The organism is Nocardioides sp. Root151, from assembly GCF_001427925.1.
Lineage (GTDB): Bacteria > Actinomycetota > Actinomycetes > Propionibacteriales > Nocardioidaceae > Nocardioides.
The window spans coordinates 836,834-858,898 of sequence record NZ_LMGG01000004.1 but is presented as its reverse complement, the minus strand read 5'-3'; the positions used below and the strand labels follow the sequence as shown (position 1 = coordinate 858,898).

General features: G+C 68.4%; 19 protein-coding genes and 1 tRNA gene. 6 read left to right on the top strand and 14 right to left on the bottom strand.

Going from position 1 to position 22,065, the window contains the following annotated elements; translation table 11 throughout:
- Positions 1-202 precede the first annotated feature (202 nt).
- Positions 203-1,027 (bottom strand): undecaprenyl-diphosphate phosphatase, encoded by an 825-nt coding sequence (locus ASD66_RS12705; protein WP_235530073.1) that lies wholly within the window; start codon positions 1,025-1,027, stop codon positions 203-205.
- A gap of 99 nt (positions 1,028-1,126) precedes the next feature.
- Between ASD66_RS12705 and ASD66_RS12700 the strand changes: the two genes are divergently transcribed.
- Genes ASD66_RS12700 through ASD66_RS24180 form a run of 3 tightly spaced genes read left to right on the top strand, consistent with a single transcriptional unit; the run spans position 1,127 to position 2,757 of the window.
- On the top strand, positions 1,127-2,077 hold the full coding sequence (locus tag ASD66_RS12700) for an aldo/keto reductase (RefSeq protein WP_056678160.1): 951 nt from the start codon (positions 1,127-1,129) through the stop codon (positions 2,075-2,077).
- Between the two features lie 4 nt (positions 2,078-2,081).
- On the top strand, positions 2,082-2,312 hold the full coding sequence (locus ASD66_RS12695) for a DUF5703 family protein (RefSeq protein WP_056678157.1): 231 nt from the start codon (positions 2,082-2,084) through the stop codon (positions 2,310-2,312).
- Between the two features lie 43 nt (positions 2,313-2,355).
- Entirely contained in the window at positions 2,356-2,757 is a 402-nt protein-coding gene (locus ASD66_RS24180; RefSeq protein WP_162254271.1) for a DUF4190 domain-containing protein, read from the top strand.
- A gap of 31 nt (positions 2,758-2,788) precedes the next feature.
- Here ASD66_RS24180 and ASD66_RS12685 read toward each other — a convergent pair whose 3' ends face one another.
- The 4 genes from ASD66_RS12685 to ASD66_RS12670 all read right to left on the bottom strand — a co-directional run bounded on the left by ASD66_RS12685 (position 2,789) and on the right by ASD66_RS12670 (position 6,416).
- The gene (locus ASD66_RS12685; protein ID WP_056891119.1) at positions 2,789-3,277 is read right to left on the bottom strand and encodes a cupin domain-containing protein; all 489 of its coding nucleotides are present in this window, start codon (positions 3,275-3,277) and stop codon (positions 2,789-2,791) included.
- A gap of 77 nt (positions 3,278-3,354) precedes the next feature.
- Complete coding sequence (locus tag ASD66_RS12680) at positions 3,355-3,579, bottom strand: hypothetical protein (RefSeq protein WP_156388653.1); 225 nt, start codon at positions 3,577-3,579, stop codon at positions 3,355-3,357.
- A 35-nt stretch (positions 3,580-3,614) separates the two neighbouring features.
- A complete protein-coding gene (locus ASD66_RS12675; RefSeq protein ID WP_156388652.1) occupies positions 3,615-4,658 on the bottom strand; it encodes a hypothetical protein in 1,044 nt (347 codons plus the stop codon).
- Positions 4,659-5,087: 429 nt separating this feature from the next.
- Positions 5,088-6,416 (bottom strand): M20/M25/M40 family metallo-hydrolase, encoded by a 1,329-nt coding sequence (locus tag ASD66_RS12670; RefSeq protein ID WP_056891116.1) that lies wholly within the window; start codon positions 6,414-6,416, stop codon positions 5,088-5,090.
- Positions 6,417-6,494: 78 nt separating this feature from the next.
- Here ASD66_RS12670 and ASD66_RS12665 point away from each other — a divergent pair.
- Positions 6,495-6,580: transfer RNA gene (locus ASD66_RS12665), tRNA-Leu, on the top strand.
- Positions 6,581-6,637: 57 nt separating this feature from the next.
- Here the strand turns inward: ASD66_RS12665 and ASD66_RS12660 are convergent.
- Positions 6,638-9,025: a PQQ-binding-like beta-propeller repeat protein gene (locus tag ASD66_RS12660; RefSeq protein WP_082599471.1), complete on the bottom strand. Its 2,388-nt coding sequence runs from the start codon at positions 9,023-9,025 to the stop codon at positions 6,638-6,640.
- Positions 9,026-9,103: 78 nt separating this feature from the next.
- On the opposite strand from ASD66_RS12660, the gene ASD66_RS12655 reads away from it, so the two are divergent.
- On the top strand, positions 9,104-10,045 hold the full coding sequence (locus ASD66_RS12655; RefSeq protein WP_056891114.1) for a hypothetical protein: 942 nt from the start codon (positions 9,104-9,106) through the stop codon (positions 10,043-10,045).
- 23 nt (positions 10,046-10,068) lie between these two features.
- Here ASD66_RS12655 and ASD66_RS12650 read toward each other — a convergent pair whose 3' ends face one another.
- The 8 genes from ASD66_RS12650 to ASD66_RS12615 form a co-directional block, all read right to left on the bottom strand.
- Complete coding sequence (locus ASD66_RS12650) at positions 10,069-10,401, bottom strand: cupin domain-containing protein (protein WP_056678144.1); 333 nt, start codon at positions 10,399-10,401, stop codon at positions 10,069-10,071.
- Between the two features lie 58 nt (positions 10,402-10,459).
- Positions 10,460-11,191 (bottom strand): respiratory nitrate reductase subunit gamma, encoded by a 732-nt coding sequence (narI, locus tag ASD66_RS12645; RefSeq protein WP_056891113.1) that lies wholly within the window; start codon positions 11,189-11,191, stop codon positions 10,460-10,462.
- Positions 11,188-11,892: a nitrate reductase molybdenum cofactor assembly chaperone gene (narJ, locus tag ASD66_RS12640; protein WP_056678136.1), complete on the bottom strand. Its 705-nt coding sequence runs from the start codon at positions 11,890-11,892 to the stop codon at positions 11,188-11,190. The genes narI and narJ overlap by 4 nt, the downstream gene beginning before the upstream one ends.
- Positions 11,889-13,538 carry a nitrate reductase subunit beta gene (narH, locus tag ASD66_RS12635; RefSeq protein ID WP_056891112.1) on the bottom strand — a complete coding sequence of 550 codons (1,650 nt, stop codon included), beginning with the start codon at positions 13,536-13,538 and terminating at the stop codon, positions 11,889-11,891. The genes narJ and narH overlap by 4 nt, the downstream gene beginning before the upstream one ends.
- A gap of 60 nt (positions 13,539-13,598) precedes the next feature.
- The gene (locus tag ASD66_RS12630) at positions 13,599-17,300 is read right to left on the bottom strand and encodes a nitrate reductase subunit alpha (protein WP_056891460.1); all 3,702 of its coding nucleotides are present in this window, start codon (positions 17,298-17,300) and stop codon (positions 13,599-13,601) included.
- 135 nt (positions 17,301-17,435) lie between these two features.
- Positions 17,436-18,698, bottom strand: a complete 1,263-nt coding sequence (locus ASD66_RS12625) for an MFS transporter (RefSeq protein WP_235530071.1) — start codon at positions 18,696-18,698, stop codon at positions 17,436-17,438.
- 88 nt (positions 18,699-18,786) lie between these two features.
- Positions 18,787-19,716 (bottom strand): universal stress protein, encoded by a 930-nt coding sequence (locus ASD66_RS12620; RefSeq protein WP_268788278.1) that lies wholly within the window; start codon positions 19,714-19,716, stop codon positions 18,787-18,789.
- Between the two features lie 17 nt (positions 19,717-19,733).
- A complete protein-coding gene (locus tag ASD66_RS12615) occupies positions 19,734-21,290 on the bottom strand; it encodes a YfcC family protein (protein ID WP_056678126.1) in 1,557 nt (518 codons plus the stop codon).
- 216 nt (positions 21,291-21,506) lie between these two features.
- On the opposite strand from ASD66_RS12615, the gene ASD66_RS12610 reads away from it, so the two are divergent.
- The gene (locus tag ASD66_RS12610; protein WP_082599470.1) at positions 21,507-22,046 is read left to right on the top strand and encodes a universal stress protein; all 540 of its coding nucleotides are present in this window, start codon (positions 21,507-21,509) and stop codon (positions 22,044-22,046) included.
- The last annotated feature ends 19 nt before the right edge of the window (positions 22,047-22,065 follow it).

Genomic DNA, 22,065 nt, shown 5'->3' with positions numbered 1-22,065 from the left:
GTGCCTGTGGATGGCGGGGTCTCGACACGCTCGCTGGCGCTCACTACTCGACCACCGAGGCTCCCTCCGGTGATCGAGTGCCGCCGAGGAACGAGGCGGTGTATCGAGATCACAGCTGCTGGGTCTCGATACGCTCGCTGGCGCTCACTACTCGACCAACGAAAGCGGCGCTCGCTGGGCGACCAACGAGGGGCTGCGAGGGTCAGGCGGCGATTGCGCCGCCGGCCAGCAGTGCCAGCACGAGGGCGCCGAGGCCGATCCTGTAGATCACGAACGGCAGGTAGGACTTCGTCGAGACGTAGCGCAGCAACCACGCGATCGCGGCGTACCCGACGATGAAGGAGACCACGGTCGCGGTGATCGTGGGGCCCCAGCCGTAGCTGTTCTCGCCGTGCGGGATCTCCTTGAGCTCGAAGAGTCCCGCGCCCACGACCGCGGGGATCGCCAGCAGGAACGCGAAGCGCGTGGCGGCCTCACGGTCGTAGCCCAGGAAGCGGCCCATCGAGATCGTCGCTCCCGAGCGGGAGACACCCGGGATCAACGCGCATGCCTGGGCGAAGCCGAGCAGACCGGCGTGCTTGAGGTTCATCTGCTTGATCGCACGCTCGCCCGAGCTCATCCGGTCGGCGATTCCGAGGATCACACCGAGGACGATCAGCGTCGTGCCGACGATCCAGAGGTTGCGGAAGTCCTTCTCGATGATGTCCTTGAGGAAGATGCCGAGGATCACGATCGGCACGGAGCCGACGATGACGTACCACCCCATGCGCGCGTCGATGTGCCCGCGATACTCCGGCTTGGCCAGCGACTTCACCCACATCGACGCGATCCGCCAGATGTCCTTGCGGAAGTAGATCAGCACGGCGAGCTCGGTGCCGATCTGGATCACTGCCGTGAACGCGGCGCCCGGGTCCTCCCAGCCGAAGAACTCGGGGAAGATCCGCAGGTGCGCGCTGCTCGAGATCGGCAGGAACTCGGTCAGGCCTTGGAGGACGCCGAGGAAGACGGCTTTGAGGAAGTCCAGCACGGCGCGAAGCCTACGTGCCGAGGTGCAGCACGCTCGTACGTCGTCCGCCACCGGCGTGCCTCGAGGGCGGTTTGCCCCGGTGTGGCTACCGTTGCGCCCATGCAGCAACGCACCCTGGGCTCGACCGGCCTCAAGGTTTCGCGGCTTGGTCTGGGGACTCTCACCTGGGGACGCGACACCGACGAGCACGAGGCCCGCGACCAACTGATCGCTTTCAGCGAGGCCGGAGGCACCTTCCTCGACACCGCAGCCGGGTACGGCGACGGGGCCTCCGAGGAGCTCATCGGCAGCCTGTTGGGCGATGTCGTGCCGCGCGACGACGTGGTCCTGGCCACCAAGGCCGGCATCTCCCGGCGCCGCGGAGAGCGGGAGACCAACGTCTCGCGCGGCCACCTGATCTCCACCCTCGACCAGTCGCTGCGACGCCTCGGCGTCGACCACATCGACCTGTGGCAGGTGCACACCTGGGTCGACGGCACCCCGCTCGAGGAGACCCTGGGCGCCCTCGACTACGCGGTCGCCAGCGGTCGGGCGTCGTACGTCGGGGTCTCGAACTACTCCGGCTGGCAGACCGCGCAGGCGGCCACGTGGCAGCGTGCCGTCCCCGGCCGGGCCACGCTCGCCTCCACCCAGGTCGAGTACTCCCTGCTGAACCGCAACGTCGAGCACGAGGTCCTCGACGCCGCACGGGCCCTGGGTCTCGGCGTCCTGCCGTGGTCCCCGCTGGGCCGAGGGGTGCTCACCGGGAAGTACCGCAACGGCACGCCTGCTGACTCACGCGCCGCGTCGGCGCACTTCGCGAACTTCGTGGGCAACTACCTGGGCGAGCAGTCGAAACGCATCGTCGAGGCCGTGGTCCGTGCCGGCGAGGGTCTGGACTGGTCGCCCCTCGAGGTGGCCCTGGTCTGGGTCCGTGACCGTCCCGGAGTCACCGCCCCCATCGTCGGTGCCCGTACGGCGGCTCAGCTGCAAGCAGCACTCGGCATCGACGAGCTGACCCTGCCACCCGAGATCGTCGAGGCCCTCGACGACGTGTCCGGAGGAGACTGATCGCATGGCCGAGACCGCGCGCAAGGCATTCCGCAAGAACGTGGAATGGGAGTACGACAGGCTCATCCTGCCGCGCGAGTTCAGCCGCAACGTGGTCACCCGCATGCTCGTCGAGCGCGCCGAGAAGGGTGGCTGGGAGTTGCGCAGCGTGCGCATCGGCCCCGACGGCGTACGCCGGGTGCTGCTGCGGCGCAAGATCATCCGTCAACCCCGCCCGGAGTTCTTCTACGTGTGAACGACGCCTCCGCTCACTCCTGCCGCATGGCATGCTCTGGGCCGTGAGCGAACAAGACCCGGGATCCGACCCCCCTTCGCCGCCCGATCCCCAGGCGGGTTGGGGAACGACGCCGTCCGGACCTCAGGGCGCGCCGCCGTACCCGCCGACGTACGGCGGTGGCTATCCGCCTCCCTACGGCTACCAGCCGTTTCCGCCTCCCCGTTCGACCAACGGCCTCGCCATCGCCTCACTGGTGCTCGGCATCCTGTGGATCTACTGGCTGGGTTCGGTCCTGGCCCTGATCTTCGGTTACATCGCGCGCAGCCAGATCAAGGAGTCCGGCGGCCGGCAGGACGGCGAGGGCATGGCACTCGCCGGCATCATCCTGGGTTGGATCGGCGTCGGCGTGCTCACCGTGGTGATCGGCGGCGGTGTCCTCATCGCCTTCCTGGACACTCCGTGACCAGCATCGGGTAGCCGAGTCGACGATCGGCTCAGAGCCAGTAGTTGTCGTGCGCGAGGTAGAAGGCGTCGCGCTCCTCGTCGGTCATGGTGAGGCCCTCACCCAGCTTCTTCAACGTCTCGAAGTAGGCCTCACGTGGCGCCCCCGGTGAGAAGTGCAGCAGCATCGAGGCCTTCTCCCCCGACTCGTTGCGGAAGCCGTGCACTCCCCCGGCCGGCACGTGCACGAAGTCGCCGGCACGGGTGTCCACCCACGCGTTGCCGTCGTAGATCTTCACCGTCCCGGAGAGGATGTAGAACGACTCGGAGATGGTCTTGTGGAAGTGCGGGTCAGGTCCGCTGACGCCTTCGGCGAAGTTCCACCGGTAGAGCCCGAACAGGCCGCCGGTGCTGGCGCCCGTGGCGAGGTAGTCGACCGTGCCCCCGCTTCGGTAGTTCAGCGTGTGGTCCTCGTCGTTGCGTCGCAACGTGGCGCTCTGCTCACCCTCGTCGCCGAAGTAGATCGGGTCTGGATAGGACATGGGTCGAGCCAAGCACTCCGATCAGGCAAGGTCGAGGAAATTACCGCCGGGCCCGACACACCGCAGCTACGCAACTGTCAGGCGATGAGCTGCCAGTCGTCTGGTTCGGTCTCCTCCATGCCGAGGTCGAGGCCGGTGGTCAGCAGCAGGGCTGCGTGTTCGCGGTCGTCTCGGTGGTCGCTGAAGACCAGGACCCCGATGCGTGGGTCCAGGTCGTGGGTGCCGGTAGCGTCGACGAGGCGGTACCGGTGGTGGGTGGTGCGCCAGACATAGGTGTCCGGCACGGGTTGTCGCACGCTCATCGGTCCGTGGGTCTTGATCCGGTGATGATGTCGGGTCATCGGGCCGGCGTTCTCGACACTGGTCTGCCCCGGCGGACCACCTGTGTCGTGGGAGCCGGGTCGTAGGCACGGGTGTGGTCGATGTCCATCGCATGGGTGGTGTTGACCCCGTAGGGGTAGCAGTCGGCCGGCACCCGGGCCAGCACGGCTTCGCGCAGGTTGCCGGTGAACGCGTAGGAGTCCACCGGCGCGGTCGCCCACGGGTCCAGCACCGGGCGGATCACCACCTGGCTCAACTGCAGCAGCTCGAGGGCCTCCGGCAAGGAGAGGGGGCCGTGGCCCTCCAGCCGCCCGACGCCCGCGGGGTGGTCGCCGTGGGCCTTGGCGTGGGCCAGGGCCTGCAACGCGTCCTCGGACAGGTGCAGGTGCAGCACCGTCGTCACCGGCGCCCACCGCGACCCACCACTCTGTGACGCCGGGGCACTGGACTGGTCCGCAGGCCTGTCAACCGGCTGGGGCTGATCGTCCGCGGGCTCGTTGTCGTCCGCGGGCGCGGGCTCATCGTCCGCGGGGCCAGCGTCCTCATCGACAGCAGCGGCGTGGGCTGCGGCGATCAGGGCCAGCGCGGAGTCGGGGTTCGCGATCAGCAACCCCAACGCTCGCGAGCGGGCCACCGCCATCGAGTCGAGATCCACACGGTCGACCCCGGCCGCCAGGTCCTGGGCCAACAGCAACTCCGCCAACCGCTGCACCTGTGCCTCGCCGATGACCGCGTCGGCGGCCGACAGCTTCGCGTACAGGCCCTTGAGGCCACGCTGGTTGGACTTGTTGAACGCCACGAACCGCTTGCCCAGGTTGTCCTGCCGGTCCTCCTCGACCGCCTGGGCCTCGGCCAGGAGCACCATCGACTCGACCTTCTCCAGCAACCGTGGCGCCGGCAACGACCCGACCACACCGGCCAACTCGAGGCCGATCAGCTCGGCCGCCTCGGGGTCCAGGCCCCGGGTCAGCACCGCGATCCTGCGCAGCACCCACACCTCGAACGCCGCATCGGTGAACGTCACCGCCCACAACGCCGGCAACCGGTGCCGCAGATCCAACGCATCCCCGATCCACGACCGTGCCGCCAACGGATGCACCCCCAAGCTCACCCCCAGCTCCGCGGTCGCGAACTCCGCCACTACCGGGGTCCCCTCACCACCGAAGACCTTGAACACCGGGTGACCCCGTCTGGCCCCCGGCTCATCACACGCACCATGACCCCGCGTTACCCGCTCATGGTCACCATGCAGGTCAGCCCAGTGCGCCGCATGATGCAACAACGCAACCTCTGCAACCCGACGAGCCACCACCGCAGACTCGACACCGGTGAGCGTGTCACCCGAGTCAAGATCCGTCAGAGCCGCTGCCGTCTGCATATCCAGAACTCAACACGGCACCACCGACAGTCAGACCCCGAAACCAGCCCCACATCCCAGCATGCGGACAACGCGCAGAAACAGTTGCGTTGGCGTCCGGCTCGACCCACCTCAGGCGAGGTCGAGGAACCTGTCGAAGACCCGAGCGCCGAACTCGAGCGCGTCGACGGGCACCCGCTCGTCGACGCCGTGGAAGAGGGCGCCGAAGTCGAGCTCCTGGGGCAGACGCAACGGCGCGAAGCCGTAGGAGGTCATCCCGAGCTTGCGGAAGTGCTTGGCGTCGGTGCCGCCGGACATGAGGTACGGCGCGACGATGCCGTCCGGGTCCTCGGCCAGGATCGACTGCGTCATCGCATCGACGATGCGGCCGTCGTACGGCGAGTCCCAGGGCTGCTGCTTGGAGACGAACTCCCACGTGACGTGCTCGCCACACAGCTCGGCCAGGGTCGCGAAGAACTCGTCCTCGAAGCCCGGCAGGAAGCGGCCGTCGACGTGAGCCGAGGCCTCGGTCGGGATCACGTTCACCTTGTAGCCGGCGTTGAGCATCGTCGGGTTGGCGGTGTTGCGGATCACCGCGCCGAGCATGCGCGCCGAGCTCTCGAACTCAGAGACCAGGGCCTCCGCGTTCTCCGGGGTGGCCTCGGTGCCGGCGATGTCGGCGACCGAGGCAAGGAGCACCTCCATGGCCGGGGTCAGCCGCACCGGCCACTTGTGCGAGCCGATCCGCGCCACCGCGCCGGCCAACTCGGTCACCGCGTTGTCGTGGTTGATCATCGAGCCGTGGCCCGCACTGCCGCGGGCGGTCAGCTTCATCCAGGCCATGCCCTTCTCGGCCGCCTCGATCAGGTAGATCCGCTTCCCACGCACGGTCGTGGTGAAGCCGCCGACCTCGCCCACGGCCTCGGTGCAGTCGGCTATCTCGTCGGCGTGGTTGTCGATCAGGTATTCAGCGCCCTTGTGGCCACCAGCCTCCTCGTCGGCGGTGAAGCAGAGCACGACGGGTCGCGGCGGCAGTGCCCCCGCGCGGGCACGGGCCCGCACCACCGAGAGCGCCATCGCGTCGAAGTCCTTCATGTCGACCGCGCCACGGCCCCACACGTAGCCGTCGTGGACCTCGGCGGCGAACGGGTCGAACTGCCAGTCCTCCGCCGCGGCCGGTACGACGTCGAGGTGCCCGTGCAGCAACAGGGGTTCACCGGGACCGTCGCCCCACCTGGCGATCAGCGACGTTCGACCCGGCTCGGACTCGTAGAGGTTGCTCGAGATGCCCACCTCGTCGAGCAGCGCGGCGACGTGCTCGGCCGCCTTGCGCTCCCCCGGACCGTCGTCGTCCCCGTAGTTGGAGGTGTCGATTCGAATCAGGTCGCGGCAGATGTCGACCACCTCGGAGGACGGGTCGTACGCCGAGTTGTGGGCCGTCGTCGGGTCGGGTGCAGACATGTCCCCATCCTTGCATCCGTGCCCAGTGGGGCCGATGTGAGTTTTCGGCACGTCTCTTGCTACAGTTCTCCAGCACTCGTCCGGGTGGCGGAATTGGCAGACGCGCTAGCTTGAGGTGCTAGTGCCCGTATTAGGGCGTGGGGGTTCAAGTCCCCCCTCGGACACTGGAAAGGCCCCGGCTCCACGGGGCCTTTTCTTCATTTCAGGCACCGCCGCAGGCCCTACTTCCGGGTGGCGTCGAGCACCTTGCGGGTCATCCGGAGAGCGTCGCGCTCGACCTGCTCACCGAGGCCGGCGCCGTCGCGGGAGTACGACAGCTCGATGACCAGGTTGTCGGCGACCAGCAGGACCTCGCGCTCACTCAGGTCGTAGCCGTCGGCCGCCTCGGTCTGGTCCCAACGCGAGATCACGGCCTTCTCACCGAGGCCGCGCAATGGCTTGTCGTCGCGCGAGCGGCTTGCGGCGAACACCTTGCGGGCGACCGTCGACGCCGAGTCGCCGTCCAACGGGTTGCCACCGGCGGCGTACACGTGGACGGCGAGGTCCCCGATCGAGTCGTCCTGCTCCCAAGCGCAGTCGGCCAGGCGCGGGTCGGCGCCGGGCGGCGTCACCGAATGCCCCGCAGGCAGACCGAGTGACGCGGCGTCCGCGCGGAGCACCGCACACACGTCGCCCACCCGCCGGACTCGTCCCGGATCGGGCCGCTCGGTCGCGTCCAACGTCACTCCGAGCGAGGCGAGAACCTCGCGAGCAGCGGCCAGCGTGCCCGTCTCGATCCTGTTCAGCGAGGGCGGCGTGGCTTGGCGGTGCGCCACGTCGTAGCCGCCCTCGGCCTGCACCTCCACCACGACATTGCCGGCCCTCACCAGGAGATAGCTCCCCGTGGTGACACCGATCGAACCGGCGAAGCGGGTGCCCGACGTCGCATAGGCCTCGTCGCCGAGTCCGTCGACCTCGTGCGGAGCTCCGAGCCCCGGGTGCAGGATCCCACCTGTCAGGTCCGGGTTGAACTCCTTGCGCCACTGTGCGGCGACGGCGCGGGCCCCGTCGACGGCCGGCATCGTCTTCGGCTGGCCTTCTTCGTCCGTGGACTCCGTGGGGCGGGCGACGTGCACACTCACCCGAAGACTGCGGTCGGAGTAGCGCGGCTCGGCGGTCTCGGTCCAGGTGCAGTTCGCCGGGGCCGGCAACGCCGCGCTGGCCCGGAGCCCCAGGGTGCGCAGCGTCTGGCGGCTGACCTCCGCGCACGGTTCTGACATCGGATCCGGACGTACGTCGCCCTCTGCCCAGGCCGGCTCTGTTCCCGGCAGCTTCACGTCGGGGTCCGCCGTCTCGAGCTCGTAGGCCTCCAGGGTGCCCCTGCCCTGCCCCAGCAACAGACCGTCCGACACCTGCCAGATGACGGCCTGCGACTCGTCCTCGTCGATCCGACCTGCCGTCCCTGCGTCCTCGCCGGTGCGCAGGTTCCACCGGGCGAGCCAGATCTCGAACGAACGGCCGTCGTCACGCATCCGGCGCTCCGTGACCACCACGCCCTCCGAGTCGACTCCGGCCACGGCGGAGGAGGCGTAGTGCGGTGAAAGCGTGTTTGCAGAGACCGCGCGCGACCAGAGCTCCCGGCCCGTCGTCACGTCGTACGCGTAGACCCTGCGTGGCGCGCCGGTCGGGCTCTTGGGCGAGGTGTCGTAGGTGCCCACCATCACTCCGTCTGCGGTCCCCAGCGGCGTGAAGAAGCCCCGGTATGCGCCGAGCTGAAGGCCCACCGTGGCCCCGGGGCGGCCGTGCGCCCGCGAGTGGCGGCGCATCAGCGTGTGGCCGTCCTCGCGCAGCGCAAGGATCAGTGGTGAGGAGCTGACCACTGCTCCGGCGTCCAGGCCGCTGTCCTGTCGTGACCTCGTACGCCGCCACAGGAGCTTGCCGGAGTCCGCGTCGTACAGCTCGAAGGAAGCAGCACCGTCCCAGGGCGGGATGAAGCCGGTGCCGTGGTCATCAGGGGTCGCCTCGGTGGCCGGGTCGTGCCACACCGCGATGACCTGGCCGTCCGAGTCCGCCTCGTTGGCGCAGGCAACGTCATGGGGCGACAGCACGCCGAGGCGGTGCCCGTCCTTCAACGAGAGGCGGGTGACCTGTCCGCAGAACTGGATCACGGTCACGGTCCTGTCACCGATGCTCGCCACGACATTGCCGGAGTCGTACTGCTTCGAGATCGACGGGATGTGCGCCCGCCACTGGGCCGTGCCCTTCTCACTGTCGATCACCACCACGTCGCGACATCCTTCACCGAACACGACCACCACGTCTCCGGCGGCATTCGGCTCACCTGCGGAGCAGCCCTGCGGGATCGGCCGGTTCCAGACCACGTCACCAGACACCGGGTCCAGGGCCGTCACCGATTCCTGGCTGACCTGCAACAACCGATCGCCTCGGCGGAAAACCGCGACACCGAACGTCGTCTCGGTTGCCTTCGCGACCCAGGCTGGTTCCAGGGGATTCGGCAGGGACACCTTCGACGAGTCGTCCTTCTTGTCGTCCGTCGAGGCGCACCCGGACAGCGCGACCGTGAGTGCGACGACGGTTGCGAGACCTGCGCGGGCCATCCGGAGTGACATGGCGAGCCTCTACCCGTGAAGGCGCGGCCCGAAACGACGAAGGGTTTTGGCGCCGAAAAGTCGGCAACACTGCTGGCCATGTCATCCGAGACCTCGACCCCCACAGCCGTCGACCCCGTCGCGCGGCAGCTCAACGCGGCCTTCCTTGCCGGGCTCGTGCTGCTGGTGCCGGTGCGCGGCGCGCTGGGCACCACGACGTACGACGCCTTGTTCTACTGGACCCTCGCCGGACTGGTGATCATGGTCGCCTTCGGCTTCGTGCTGCGGGTCACGCAGGTGCCCCAGGCGCTCGGCATCGTGCTGACCACGTCCGGCATCTACACGGTGAGTGTCGTGATCGCCCTGGCCATCGTGGGCAACCTCGGCGATCCCGGCAGCGACACGACGGTCACGTTGATGGCGGGCATTCCGGCAGCGGCGGTCGCCGCACCGGCCACGACGGCCGTCGTGCACTGGACCAGCGACAACACCGGAGCCACGGCGGTCGGCGCCGTGTGCGCGGTGCTCGGCCTGACCATCGCGATCAGCGCCGGCCCCTCCATCGGCGAGCTGCTCGACGACGCGCGTGAGCAGGCGGCCGATGCCAGGGCGTTCGAGGAGGCGGGCCTGTCGCCGTACCTCCCCGAGATCGACGGGATGGTCCCGGAGTACGACGGCAAGTTCACCTCGACTGCTGAGGGCTCGCACGCGGTGGTCGGCTACAGCATGACCTACGAGCAGGAGTCCAGCGGCGAGCAGAGCTGGGACGCCGCGTCGATCTCGCTGAACGTGCTCCGCCCCGAGGGCGCCGCCTGCGAGGAGATCAGCGACTACCTCGCCTGCATCGAGAGCGACGGCTACGTCATCACGGAACGTGACGGTGTCGCGGATGCGGTCAGCGCCGACGTCGGCGGCATGCGGCTCACCGCCACGGTGCGCGAAGGCACCGGCGACGTGCCTGACATGGACGCGATCGGCCGCGCCCTGGTCGGCGCCGACGAGGTCGAGTGGGACGAGGTCGTCAGCCTCGACCAGGAGTAGGGCTGAACCGTCCGGTGCGCGGGTCAGCCTCGCTTGGCCACGGTCAGCAGGACCACGGAGTCCTCAACGGCCTCGAGGGCATGACGGGAGTCGGGGATGAACAGGAGGTCACCGGGTGAGCCGTTCCACCGGTTCTCACCGGCCACGAGCGTGATGCGGCCGTGGAGGACCTGGAGCGTGGCCTCGCCGGGGTTCTCGTGCTCGTCCAGGTTGCTCCCTGCCCGTAGTGCAACGAGGGTCTGGCGAAGGACGTGTTCGTGACCTCCATAGATCGTGTGGGCACTGCGACCGCTCGACGCGCTGGCAGCGGTCTTCAGGTGCTGGCGGACCAGTGCGGTCAGTGATTCCTTCTGCACGGCGTCTCCTCAATGTTGGATGGATCATTGGTTGATCGCCCCCGGCGATTCTTCGACCTCATTTGTTGATCCGGTCCCAGCCGCGGCGCGGAGTGTGGCTGCCCAGCTGTTGGTCGTCACGACTGCGGTAGACGATGTAGGGGCGGGTGAGATAGCCGACCGGGGCACTGAACACGTGCACCAGGCGGGTGAATGGCCACAGCGCGAAGAGGCCGAAGGCCACCAGCGCGTGCAGCTGGAAGCCGAGGGGTGCGTCTGCCATGAGGCCGGCATCCGGTTGGAAGGCAAGGAAAGAGCGGTACCAGACCGAGACGCCCTCCCGGTAGTTGTACTCCCCGCCGAGCGTGAAGATCGAGCCGGCGATGGTGTTCCACATCCCCAGGAGGATCGCTGCCCCGAGGAAGAGGTACATGACCTTGTCCATCGCGGTGGTGGCCGAGAAGACCGGTCCCACGGTGCGCCGGCGGTAGATCAGGATGGCCATCCCGACGACTGCCATGACGCCCGCCACGAGGCCCCCGGTGACGGCGACGACGTGGTAGAGGTGGTCGTCGATGCCGACCGCCTCCGTCCAGGACCGTGGCACGAGGAGACCGATCACGTGGCCTCCGACGACCCCGAGCATGCCGAAGTGGAACAGCGGGCTACCGATGCGCAGCAGCTTCCGCTCATAGAGCTGCGACGAGCGCGTCGTCCAGCCGAACTTGTCGTAGTGGTAGCGCCACGCGTGACCCAGGACGAACACCGTCAGACAGACGTAGGGCACCACGACCCACAGGAACGTGCTCATCGGCGGGCTCCGGGGAACGACGGCATGGGCAACAGGGTGGGCGACTCGTCCGGCGCACCGGGGCTGAACGCCGGCGTGGCGAAGGGTGCCAGGCCGACCTCCTCCTCGGGAGGTCCTTCGGCGGCCAGCCGGCGTACGGCGTCACGCTCGTCGCCCCGCAACGGGGGCAGCGTGGCGGTGACCGCATCGAGTACGTCGGCCCAGGGCTTGCGCATGTCGCGCAACGAGATCCGCAGCAGCTCGAGTCCCGCCCGGTGGTCGAGCATGAGCCCTCGGCCGAGCGCCTGGTCACAGGTGGCGGCGTACTCCAGGACCACGGCCAGGTGGTCCGGCAGCTCGGACTCGTCGAGCACGAACCCCGAGTCGAGGTAGGTCTGCTTGAACCTGAGCAGCGCCATCCCCCGTTTGCGCGTGTCGCCGTGGGCGAAGTAGGTGAGGAAGAGGTTGCAGCGCCGGCGGTTGTCGAAGGTCTCTACGTAGTCCTCCTGGACCTGGTCCAGCGGGGTGGTGCGGAGGTGCACCACGAACCTGCGGAGGGGGTCGCCGACGGCGGCCGGCAGCTCGTGCGAGGCGGCGTCGACGAGGTCGAGCTGCCCGAGGAGATGCTCGTCGGGATAGCCGAGCAGGAGCGACGTCGACTGCCAGACGACCGTCAGCTGCTCGGTCGTCAACGACGAGCGACGGTTCCGCAGGCGGCTCACGAGTCCGGTCCCTTCGGCGGGAACAGTCCGGGAGGGGACCCCTTGCCGTCCCAGTTGAGCAGGTTCACCCGGGCGCGCTTGTTCTCAGGCCCGGCGAGCGAGTCGGAGGTCTGCCGGTCCTGCAGCATCTCGAAGTTCTCCACGGCGATCGGTGTCGGCGTTCCGGAGCCCTCGCCGAAGAGGTCGTGCTGCCCACCGCCGTACTCACTCACCGCGCACTCCGTGCCGAGCTCCTCGAGCGAGTGCGCCTGCTCGGTGTGCGCCGACGGGATGACGTAGCGCTCGTCGTACTTGGCGATCGCGAGGAGTCGGTACATGTCGTACATCCCCTCCTCGCTCATCCCGACCGCGGCCGGGATCGAGGCGTCGGGCTCTCGGCCCATGTTGATGTCGCGCATGTAGCAGCGCATCGCGGCCAGCTTCTTGAGCACGGCATCGACCGGTGCGACGTCTCCGGCGGTGAACAGCTCGGCGAGGTACTCGACCGGGATCCGCAGCGCGTCGATGGCAGCGAAGAGGTTGCCCTTGTCCTCGGCGTCCTCCCCCGTCTCCTGGACCACGTCGACGACCGGCGACAGCGGCGGGATGTACCAGACCATCGGCATGGTGCGGTACTCCGGATGCAACGGCAGGGCCACCCGGAAGGTGTTGATCAGTGCATAGATCGGTGAGCGCTGCGCGGCATCGATCCAGTCACGGGCGATGCCCGCCTTCTCGGCCTCGCGCATCACCTCGGGGTCGAACGGGTCGAGGAAGACATCGCGCTGGGCCTCGTAGAGCCCGTGCTCGTCCTCCGTCGAGGCCGCCTCGAGCACCTTGTCGGCGTCGTACAGCATCAGGCCGATGTAGCGCAGTCGGCCGACACACGTCTCGGCACACACGGTGGGCAGGCCCACTTCGATGCGCGGGAAGCAGAACGTGCACTTCTCCGCCTTGCCGGTGCGGTGGTTGAAGTAGATCTTCTTGTAGGGGCAGCCGGAGACGCACTTGCGCCAGCCGCGGCACTTGTCCTGGTCGACCAGGACGATGCCGTCCTCCTCGCGCTTGTAGATCGCGCCGCTGGGGCACGATGCCGCGCACGACGGGTTCAGGCAGTGTTCGCAGATCCGCGGCAGGTAGAACATGAAGGTCTGCTCGAACTCGAACTTCACCTTGTCGGCGATCTTGGCCAGCATCGGATCGCGGTGCGCGGTCTCGGTGGAGCCGCCCAGGTCGTCGTCCCAGTTGGCCGACCACGAGATCTTCATGTTCTTGCCGCTGATCAGGGACTTCGGGCGGGCGACCGGCGTGTGCTCCTGCGCGGGGGCGTCGGTGAGCGTGGCGTAGTCGTAGGTCCACGGCTCGTAGTACTCGTCGATCGAGGGCAGCTTGGGGTTGGAGAAGATGGTCACGAGGCTCTTGAAGCGTCCACCGCCCTTGAGCTTCATCCGACCGTTCTTGTTGAGCTCCCAGCCGCCCTTCCACTTCGTCTGGTCCTCGTACGTCCGCGGGTAGCCGAGTCCGGGCCGGGTCTCCACGTTGTTGAACCAGATGTACTCGGTGCCCGAGCGGTTGGTCCACGCCTGCTTGCAGGTGACCGAGCAGGTGTGGCAGCCGATGCACTTGTCGAGGTTCATCACCATCGCCATCTGCGCCATCACACGCATGTCAGTGCCCCCTCGGTGGTCGAGTGACGCGAGCGCCAGCGAGCGTCTTATCGAGACCCATCAGTACGTCACGTCCTGGCTGCGCTTGCGGATGATGGTGACCTCGTCACGTTGGTTGCCGGTGGGACCGAGATAGTTGAACGCGTACGTCAGCTGGGCGTAGCCCCCGATCAGGTGGGAGGGCTTCACCAAGAGCCGGGTCAGCGAGTTGTGGATGCCCCCTCGCTTGCCGGAGGTCTCCGCGAGCGGTACGTCGATGAGCCGGTCCTGGGCGTGGTACATGTACACGGTTCCCTCGGGCATCCGGTGCGACACGATCGCCCGCGCCACGACGACGCCGTTGCGGTTGACCGCCTCGATCCAGTCGTTGTCCTTGATACCAACCTTCACTGCGTCCCGGTCGCTCATCCAGATGTTCTGCCCGCCGCGCGAGAGGGACAGCATGAACAGGTTGTCCTGGTATTCGGAGTGGATCGACCACTTGTTGTGCGGGGTCAGGTAGCGCACGGTCAGCCCCTCGACCTGGCCGTTCGAACCGTCGGACACGTCGCCAAGGACAGGCTCCGCGAAGAGAGCCGCCATGTTGAGCGGCGGACGGTAGATCGGCAGGCCCTCGCCGAGCTCGGTCATCCAGTCGTGGTCGAGGTAGAAGTGCATCCGTCCTGTCAGCGTGTGCCACGGCTTCTTGCGCTCCACGTTGATGGTGAACGGCGAGTAGCGCCGGCCACCGGTCTCGGAGCCCGACCACTCCGGTGAGGTGATCACCGGCACCGGCGGGCCCTGGGTGTCGGCGAAGGTGATCTGCTTGCCCTCGTGCTCCTCGGCCAGGTCGGCCAGTCGCACGCCGGTGCGCTTCTCGAGCGTCTTGAAGCCCTGGGTGGCCAGGTGTCCGTTGGTGGTCCCGGACATCGCGAGGATCGCCTCGCAGACGTTGATGTCCTTCTTCAGCGACGGTCGACCATCGGCGACACCACCGCGAACGGCGCCGTTCTTCGCCCGCAGGTAGTCGACCTGCTTGCCGAGCTCGAACGTGACTCCCTTGGTGGTGGCGCCGAGGGTGTCGACCAGTGGCCCAAGCGCGTTCATCTTCTCGTGGACCGCACCGTAGTCGCGCTCGACCTCGACCAGCTTGGGCATCGTGACGCCCGGGATCGGCTCGCACTCGCCCTTCTTCCAGTCGCGTACGACGCCGTGCGGGTTGGCCATCGCGTCCGGGGTGTCGTGCGTCAGTGGCACCGCCACGACGTCCTTGCGCACACCGAGGTGAGTGGTGGCCAGGTAGCTGAACTTCTCCGCGATCGTCTGCCACGCGTCCCAGTCGGTGCGGGTCTGCCACGGCGGTGCGATCGCCGGGTTGAAGGAGTGCACGAACGGGTGCATGTCGGTGGTGTTGAGGTCGTGCTTCTCGTACCAGGTCGCCGCCGGCAGGACGACGTCCGAGAAGATCGTCGTGCTGGTCTGCCGGAAGTCGATCGTCATCAGCAGGTCGAGCTTGCCCTCGGGCGCAACGTCTCGCCACGTCACGTCGACGGGGCGTTGGTCCTCGGGTGTCTCGGTCGCCCGCACCGACGAGTCGGTGCCGAGCAGGTGCTTGAGGAAGTACTCGTTGCCCTTGCCCGACGAGCCGAGCAGGTTGGCCCGCCAGATCGACAGGATCCGCGGGTAGTTCTGTGGCGCGTCGGGATCCTCGCCGGCGAAGTCGAGCTCGCCGGACTTGAGCTGCTCGACGACGTACTCCCCCACCGGCTTGCCGGCCGCAGCGGCATCGTCGCTGAGGTCGAGAGGGTTCCGGTCGAAGGTGGGGTACGACGGCATCCAGCCCATCCGCGCGCTCTGCGCGATGACATCGGCCGTGGACTTCCCCGCGAGCTGACCCTTGCCGGTGGTCGCGCTGAGGGTGTCGGCCCCGAACTGGTCGTAGCGGAACTGGTTGGTGTGGAGGTACCAGTACGCCGTCTGGATCATGTTGCGCGGTGGGCGGTTCCAGTCGAGGGCGTTGGCTATCTGGGTGTAGCCGGTGAGGGGCCGCACCTTCTCCTGCCCGACGTAGTGTGCCCAGCCACCGCCGTTGACGCCCTGGCAGCCGGTGAGGTTGGTGAGGGTGAGGAAGGCGCGGTAGATCGTGTCGGAGTGGAACCAGTGGTTGGTCCCCGCGCCCATCACGATCATCGATCGGCCCTTGGACTCCTCGGCGTTGGCGGCGAACTCGCGGCCGATCCGGGCCGCGGCCGAGGCCGGGACGCCGGTGATCTTCTCCTGCCAGGCCGGCGTGTACGGCGACTCCGCGTCGTCGTAGCCGCTGGCCCACTCCCCCGGCAGCCCGTCCCGGCCGACGCCGTACTGCGCGAGGAGCAGGTCGAAGACGGTGGTGACCAGGTGGCCGTCGACGCGTCGGACCGGCACACCGCGTGGCAGGTCGGCGGCCGCGCCGTCTGGGGTGTCGAAGCGCGGCATCCGCACCAGCACGGTCTCGCCGTCGGTGCCGGCGTCGAGGAGTGAGAGCCGCGGGTCGACGTCACCGAGCTCGAGGTTCCACTTGCCGACGCCGGAGTCCCCGAACCGGTGCCCGAGCGAGCCGTTCGGCACCACCGGCTCACCGGTGCGTGCGTCGATCAGGACGGTCTTGAACGCGGCGTTCTCCTCGTCCTCGTCGGTCGCGGCCAGGTCTGCCGCGGTCAGGAACTTGCCCGCCGTGAACTCGCCGTCGGCCGCCTCGTCGAGCTTCACCAGGTAGGGCAGGTCGGTGTAGGACTTGACGTACTCCGTGAAGTACGGCGTCTGCCGGTCGACGAAGAACTCCTTGAGCACCACGTGACCCATCGCCATGGCCAGTGCCGCATCGGTGCCCGGCTTGGCGGGCAGCCACTCGTCGGCGAACTTCACGTTGTCCGCGTAGTCCGGCGCTACCGCGATCACCTTCTGGCCGCGGTAGCGGGCCTCCGCCATCCAGTGCGCGTCGGGTGTGCGGGTGACGGGGAGGTTGGAGCCCCACATGATCAGGTAGCCGGCGTTCCACCAGTCACCGGACTCGGGCACGTCGGTCTGGTCGCCGAACACCTGGGGTGAGGCGACCGGCAGGTCGGCGTACCAGTCGTAGAAGCTGAGCATCGAGCCGCCGATGAGGTTCACGAACCTGGCCCCCGAGGCGTGGGAGACCATCGACATCGCCGGGATCGGCGAGAAGCCGGCGACCCTGTCGGGTCCGTACTTCTTGATCGTGTGGACGTGGGCCGCGGCCACGATCTCACTGGCCTCCTCCCACGTGGCCCGGACCAGGCCGCCCTTTCCGCGGGCCGACTTGTAGGCCTTGGCCCGCAGCGGATTCTCGACGATGTGCTCCCACGCCTTGACCGGGTCACCGTCGTGCTGGGCCTTGGCCTCGCGGAACATCTGGAGCAGGACTCCACGCACGTAGGGATAGCGAACCCGGGTCGGCGAGTAGGTGTACCAGGAGAACGCCGCGCCACGCGGGCAACCGCGGGGTTCGTACTCCGGGGAGTCCGGACCCACCGACGGATAGTCGGTCTGCTGCGTCTCCCAGGTGATGATCCCGTCCTTGACGTAGACCTTCCACGAGCACGAGCCCGTGCAGTTCACGCCGTGCGTGGAGCGGACCACCTTGTCGTGGCTCCAGCGGTCCCGGTAGAAGTCGTCCGCGTCGCGACCACCGGTCCTGTGCACGGTGCGCAGGTCGTCGGAGACCTTGTCCTTCGTGAAGTAGCGGCGGGTGCGCAGCAGAGCGTCGCTCAGGCCACCGTCGATTCCCGCCGCGTTCCGCTTGCGTTGCTTCGGTTCTTCCACTTCGTTGCTCACGCGGCATTGCCTTTGGTCGTCTGCGGGTGAGGTGCTTCGGACCGTACGTCTCGGACCCTACTCCCAGGGTCCGGTTGCGACTGGTCATCCATGGGCAGGCTCGTGCGCCCTTGCGGTGTGGGCGACCACGGTGAGCGTCAACGCCAGCGCGAGCGCAGCAGTCGCGGACAACATCCACAGGCCGATGGCGTAGGAGTCCGTGCGGCCGTAGATGTAGCCCATGATCAACGGCGGCAGGAACCCGCCGAGACCGCCGGCCGCGCCCACCATTCCGGTCACGCCACCGACCCGTGACTGCTCGGTCACTCGTGCGACCATTGCGAAGGTCGCGCCGCTCCCGGCTCCGAGGGCCGCGGCCATGGCCAGGAACGAGATTGTGCCGACGTGCTCGAGGAGGGGTTGGGTCGCGGTGATGCCGGCCCCGATGACCACGACGCCGTAGCCGGTGGCAAGGACCGGGACGGCTCCGAACCGGTCCGAGAGCCAGCCTCCGACCGGTCGCATGATGACCGCGACGACGACGAAGCCGGCCATCCGGTTCGCAGCGTCGGCAGGGGTCAGCTCGTAGGCCACCTTGAGGTACGACGGCAGGTAGACCGAGAACGCGACGTAGCCGCCGAAGGCCACTGCGTAGAGCAGGCTGGCCTGCCAGGTGATCGGAAGTCGCGCTGTCGCCGACAGGCGTTGCACCAGTGGCGTGGTGGGAACCGTGCGTCCCGGCGCATCGCGAAGCACCAGCCACGCGGCGACGGCGTACACCGCGAGCGCTGCGGCCATGATGAGGAACGGAGCTCGCTCACCGACGTTGGTGTAGAGCTTCACGGTGGTCAGTGCGCTGATGGCCGTACCACCCATGCCGGCACCGAAGATGCCGACGGCGAGGCCGCGTCGCTCCGGCGGGAACCACGCATTGACGAACGGGACGCCCACCGCGAACGCGGTGCCACCGATGCCGAGGAAGAAGCCACCGAAGAGGAGTGCGGCGTAGGACGTCTGGGCGAAGAAGCCGATGAACAGCACCGGCACGATGGTGGCGGCCGAGACCAGGGGGAACATGGCTCGTCCCCCGAAGCGGTCGGTCAGGGCGCCGACCACGATTCGGCCCAGCGACCCGACGACGACCGGTACGGCGACCAGCAGGGCGACGTCGGACTCCGTCAGCGCGCCGAGCGTCCCCTTGTCGCGGAACAACGGCCCAAGGGGGCTGAGCAGTGCCCAGGCCCAGAAGTTGACCGCGAAGCCGAGCGTGGCCACGGCCAGCATCAGCCAGGGCGAACCTGTCGTCTCGCGCGGCGACCCGTCGCCCGTGGTCCTGGACTGGATGCTGCTCGTCGTTGGTGTGTGCACACATCCACCTTCGCAACGCGGTCGTCGTTCCGCACGGGCCGAAGGTCCCGACAGCTGCGGCCTGTCTGCCCATCCGCTGCCTCGGGCGTCAGCGACGAGTCTGCCCCGGAGACGTGGTCGTCTCGACGCGTTGCCCTGGCACCGGCACGGGTGCGACGGTCTCCACGAACATCACCGGGATCGTGCTGGTTTCCAGGGCCAGCCGGCTCACCGGACCCAGATGTGCGGCGAGTGGCAGCCGCGGGTGACGGCGTCCCAGCACCAGCAGGTCACCGTGCTCCGCCCCACGGAGCAGCGCTGAGCCGATCGGCTCGTGGCGCACCTCGATTTCGACCCTGACATCTGAGAACTCCGCCCTCAGCGCCTGCACCTGCGCGGCGAGCGCGTTGCGAAAGCGGTCCTCCCGGACGGCCTCGCGGCGGACCCCTTCGTCCCCGTGACCGTCGCACGGCAAACACGCATGGAGGACGCGCAGCCGATCCTGACGCTGGCCGGCGAGCGTGAAGGCAGTGCGCAACGTGTGGTCGGCACCGGCTGGGTCGTGCACCGCCACCACCACTCTGTGGTGTCGATTCTCCGGCTGCCAGGACGCCGGCACGGAGACCACGGGTGCGTGTGACCGCGACGCGACCCCCTGTGTGGTGGACGTGCCGACCGCCCGACCGATTCCCGTCAGACGCCTGTGCTGCAGCGCGACCATCCGTGCGCCTTCGGAGCGCGCGACGATGTCGGTGACGGTCCCGCGGCTCTCCGCCACGAGCTCGTGGGTGATCGTGACCCTGCCACCGACCAGTTCGTGGGCGTCAGCTGACGCGCGGGCGAGCACGTGATGACCGAAGGCCCGGGCGGCCTCCCAGTCAACGTCGAAGGGTCCCGAGAGACCCGGTGCCAGCTGGGGCACGTGCACGAGGTGCAGGTCGGCACCCGTGCGCAGCGCCTCCTCGGCCACGAAGTCCACCAGCGCTCGGGTGTCCTGCCCTGCCACGGCGGCGACGATCCGCCCACGTGCAGGAACCACCGTGAGGCGCCCCACGACTAGGAGACCGCCGCGCCGACGCCGACGAACGCCGCGCAGAGGACCAGCAGGATGCCGACCAGCGGGAGGACGAAGCGCAGGTACTGGTCGTAGCGGACCCGGGCGAGTGCCAGTCCACCCATGACGACCGCCGAGGTCGGGGTGATCAGGTTGACGATCCCCGAGGCCGACTGGAACGCGGTGACCACCATGGCTCGGGAGACCCCGGCGAAGTCGGCCAGCGGCGCCAGGATCGGCATCGCCAGGGCGCCGTGACCCGAGGTCGACGGCACGAGGAAGGCGAGGGGAAGGTTGATCAGGAACATCAGCACGCCGAAGACGCCGGAGTTGGTGTCGCCGACGACGCTCTCCATGGAGTGCAGGATCGTGCCGGTGATCTCGGAGTTGTTCATGATCACGGTGACTCCGCGGGCCAGCACGATGATCAGCCCGACCCCGATGAAGTCCGCCGCGCCCTTCACCACCGAGTTCGTGATCCCCTTCTCCCCCAGTCCGCCGACGAGTCCGACCACGAGCGCCATCAGCAGGAACAGGGCAGCCAGCTCGGGGAAGTACCAGTCGAGCTGCCAGCCGTAGCTCGCGGCGTCGGGGCCCTGGATGACCTGGGCCCACGGCACGATCGCGTAGATCATGAAGGCGAAGGTGGTGGCAACGATCGCCAGCACACTCTTCTCCCGGCCGGTGAGACGAGACACCTCGCGCACCCCGTGCGCCTTCAGCTCGGCGTCGCCCTCCATCTGGCCGACGAGGGACGTCGTGGGGTCGGCCTTGACCTTGCGGGCGTAGCGCAGCACCCACCACACGCCGACGGGCACGAGGACGACGTACATCAGCAGGCGGAAGCCGATGCCGTCACCGATCGAGATGTCCGCGGCGCCGGAGCCGACGCCGGTGGCGAACGGGTTGACGGTCGAGGCCAGGACGCCGATGCCGGCACCCACCAGGATCGTCGCGGCGGCCACCATCCGGTCGTAGCCGAGGGCGAGCATCAGGGGAATCAGGAGGGCGTAGAACCCGAGGGTCTCCTCGGCCATCCCCTCGGTGGTGCCACCGATCGAGAACAGCACCATCAGCACGGCGATCAGCAAGGCTCCACGGGTGCTCATCCGCTGGGCGACGCGAGCCACGCCGTTGTCGATGGCCCCGGTCTTCATCGCCATCGTGATGAAGATCCCGATGGCCAGGACGAACAGGAAGACCCCCGCGGCGCCGTACAGCTCACCGGACTCGTAGGGCCCGATGTAGCCGTCGGCGTTGATCACGCCGTACAGGCCGTTGATCGGCGCCATGAACAGCTCCATCAACCGGTCGCCGAAGGAGAACGCACTGTCGGTGGCTTCGTAGCTGCCGGGGATCGGCCGTCCGGAGTCGGCGTCCGTCTGGTAGGCACCGGTCGGAACGACGAAGGCCAGCAACCACACCGCGATCGTCACCCCGAACAGCACCGTGAAGGCGCTCGGGAAGCGGAACCTCTTCGCGGTGGTGGTCGGCTCTCCGTCGTCGGCCTCGAGCCCAGCGGTCAGCTTCGGCAGGATGGCCCGTCTCGTGGTGGTCATGGTGCTCCCTCTCTCGGATCGACACAGCTCGGCCGAAAATCACCGAACCACGGAACGGAGCACCGGGAGACGTGGCGATCGGCCCCTCCCGGGGAGGACCTTCGACCCGGCCGGCGTGGGCCCACCGGGCCCACGCGCACCTGAGGACCAAGTGCCCGTCCACCCGGGGCCCTCCGGCGCTGGTGCTGCGCAACCCAGCCACCGAAGTGTGTGGCCATGAGAAGTCACCGCATCCGGAGAGCCAGCGTGTACGCCGCTGACCAGGTCGCCGAGTCCCGAGACCGCGTCTGCCTGGTCGCGGTCGACGGATCCGACGCCAGCGTCCAGTGCCTGGTCTGGGCCCTCCACCATGCCGCCGTTCACCAACTCACCGTCGAGGTCGTCACGATCTGGCCGTCACGCCACAGCGTCTTCGTCCATGAGGTCGCCGGACACTTCAGTGCCCCTCGTTGGAAGGCTCGCGACGCCCAACGGGAAGTCATCCGGAAGGCGCTCGCCCAGGTGCCCCGCGGCTCGATCCATGCCGCCCGGCTGGAGAACGGACGCGTCGTGGACTCGATCGTCCACGCGTCCGCACGATGCGAGCTGGTGGTTCTCGGGGCGGCTTCGGGCGACGAACCACATCCCCTGACCACCCGGGTCACCGAACAGGCGGAGTGTCAGGTCGTGGTGGTGGACCGTGCGGGCGAGGTCCAGCGACCCACCAGCGCAGGACGTTCGCCCCTCTCGACCACCCTGCGGACGACGGCACGCTGACAGGACCACCACGAGAGGA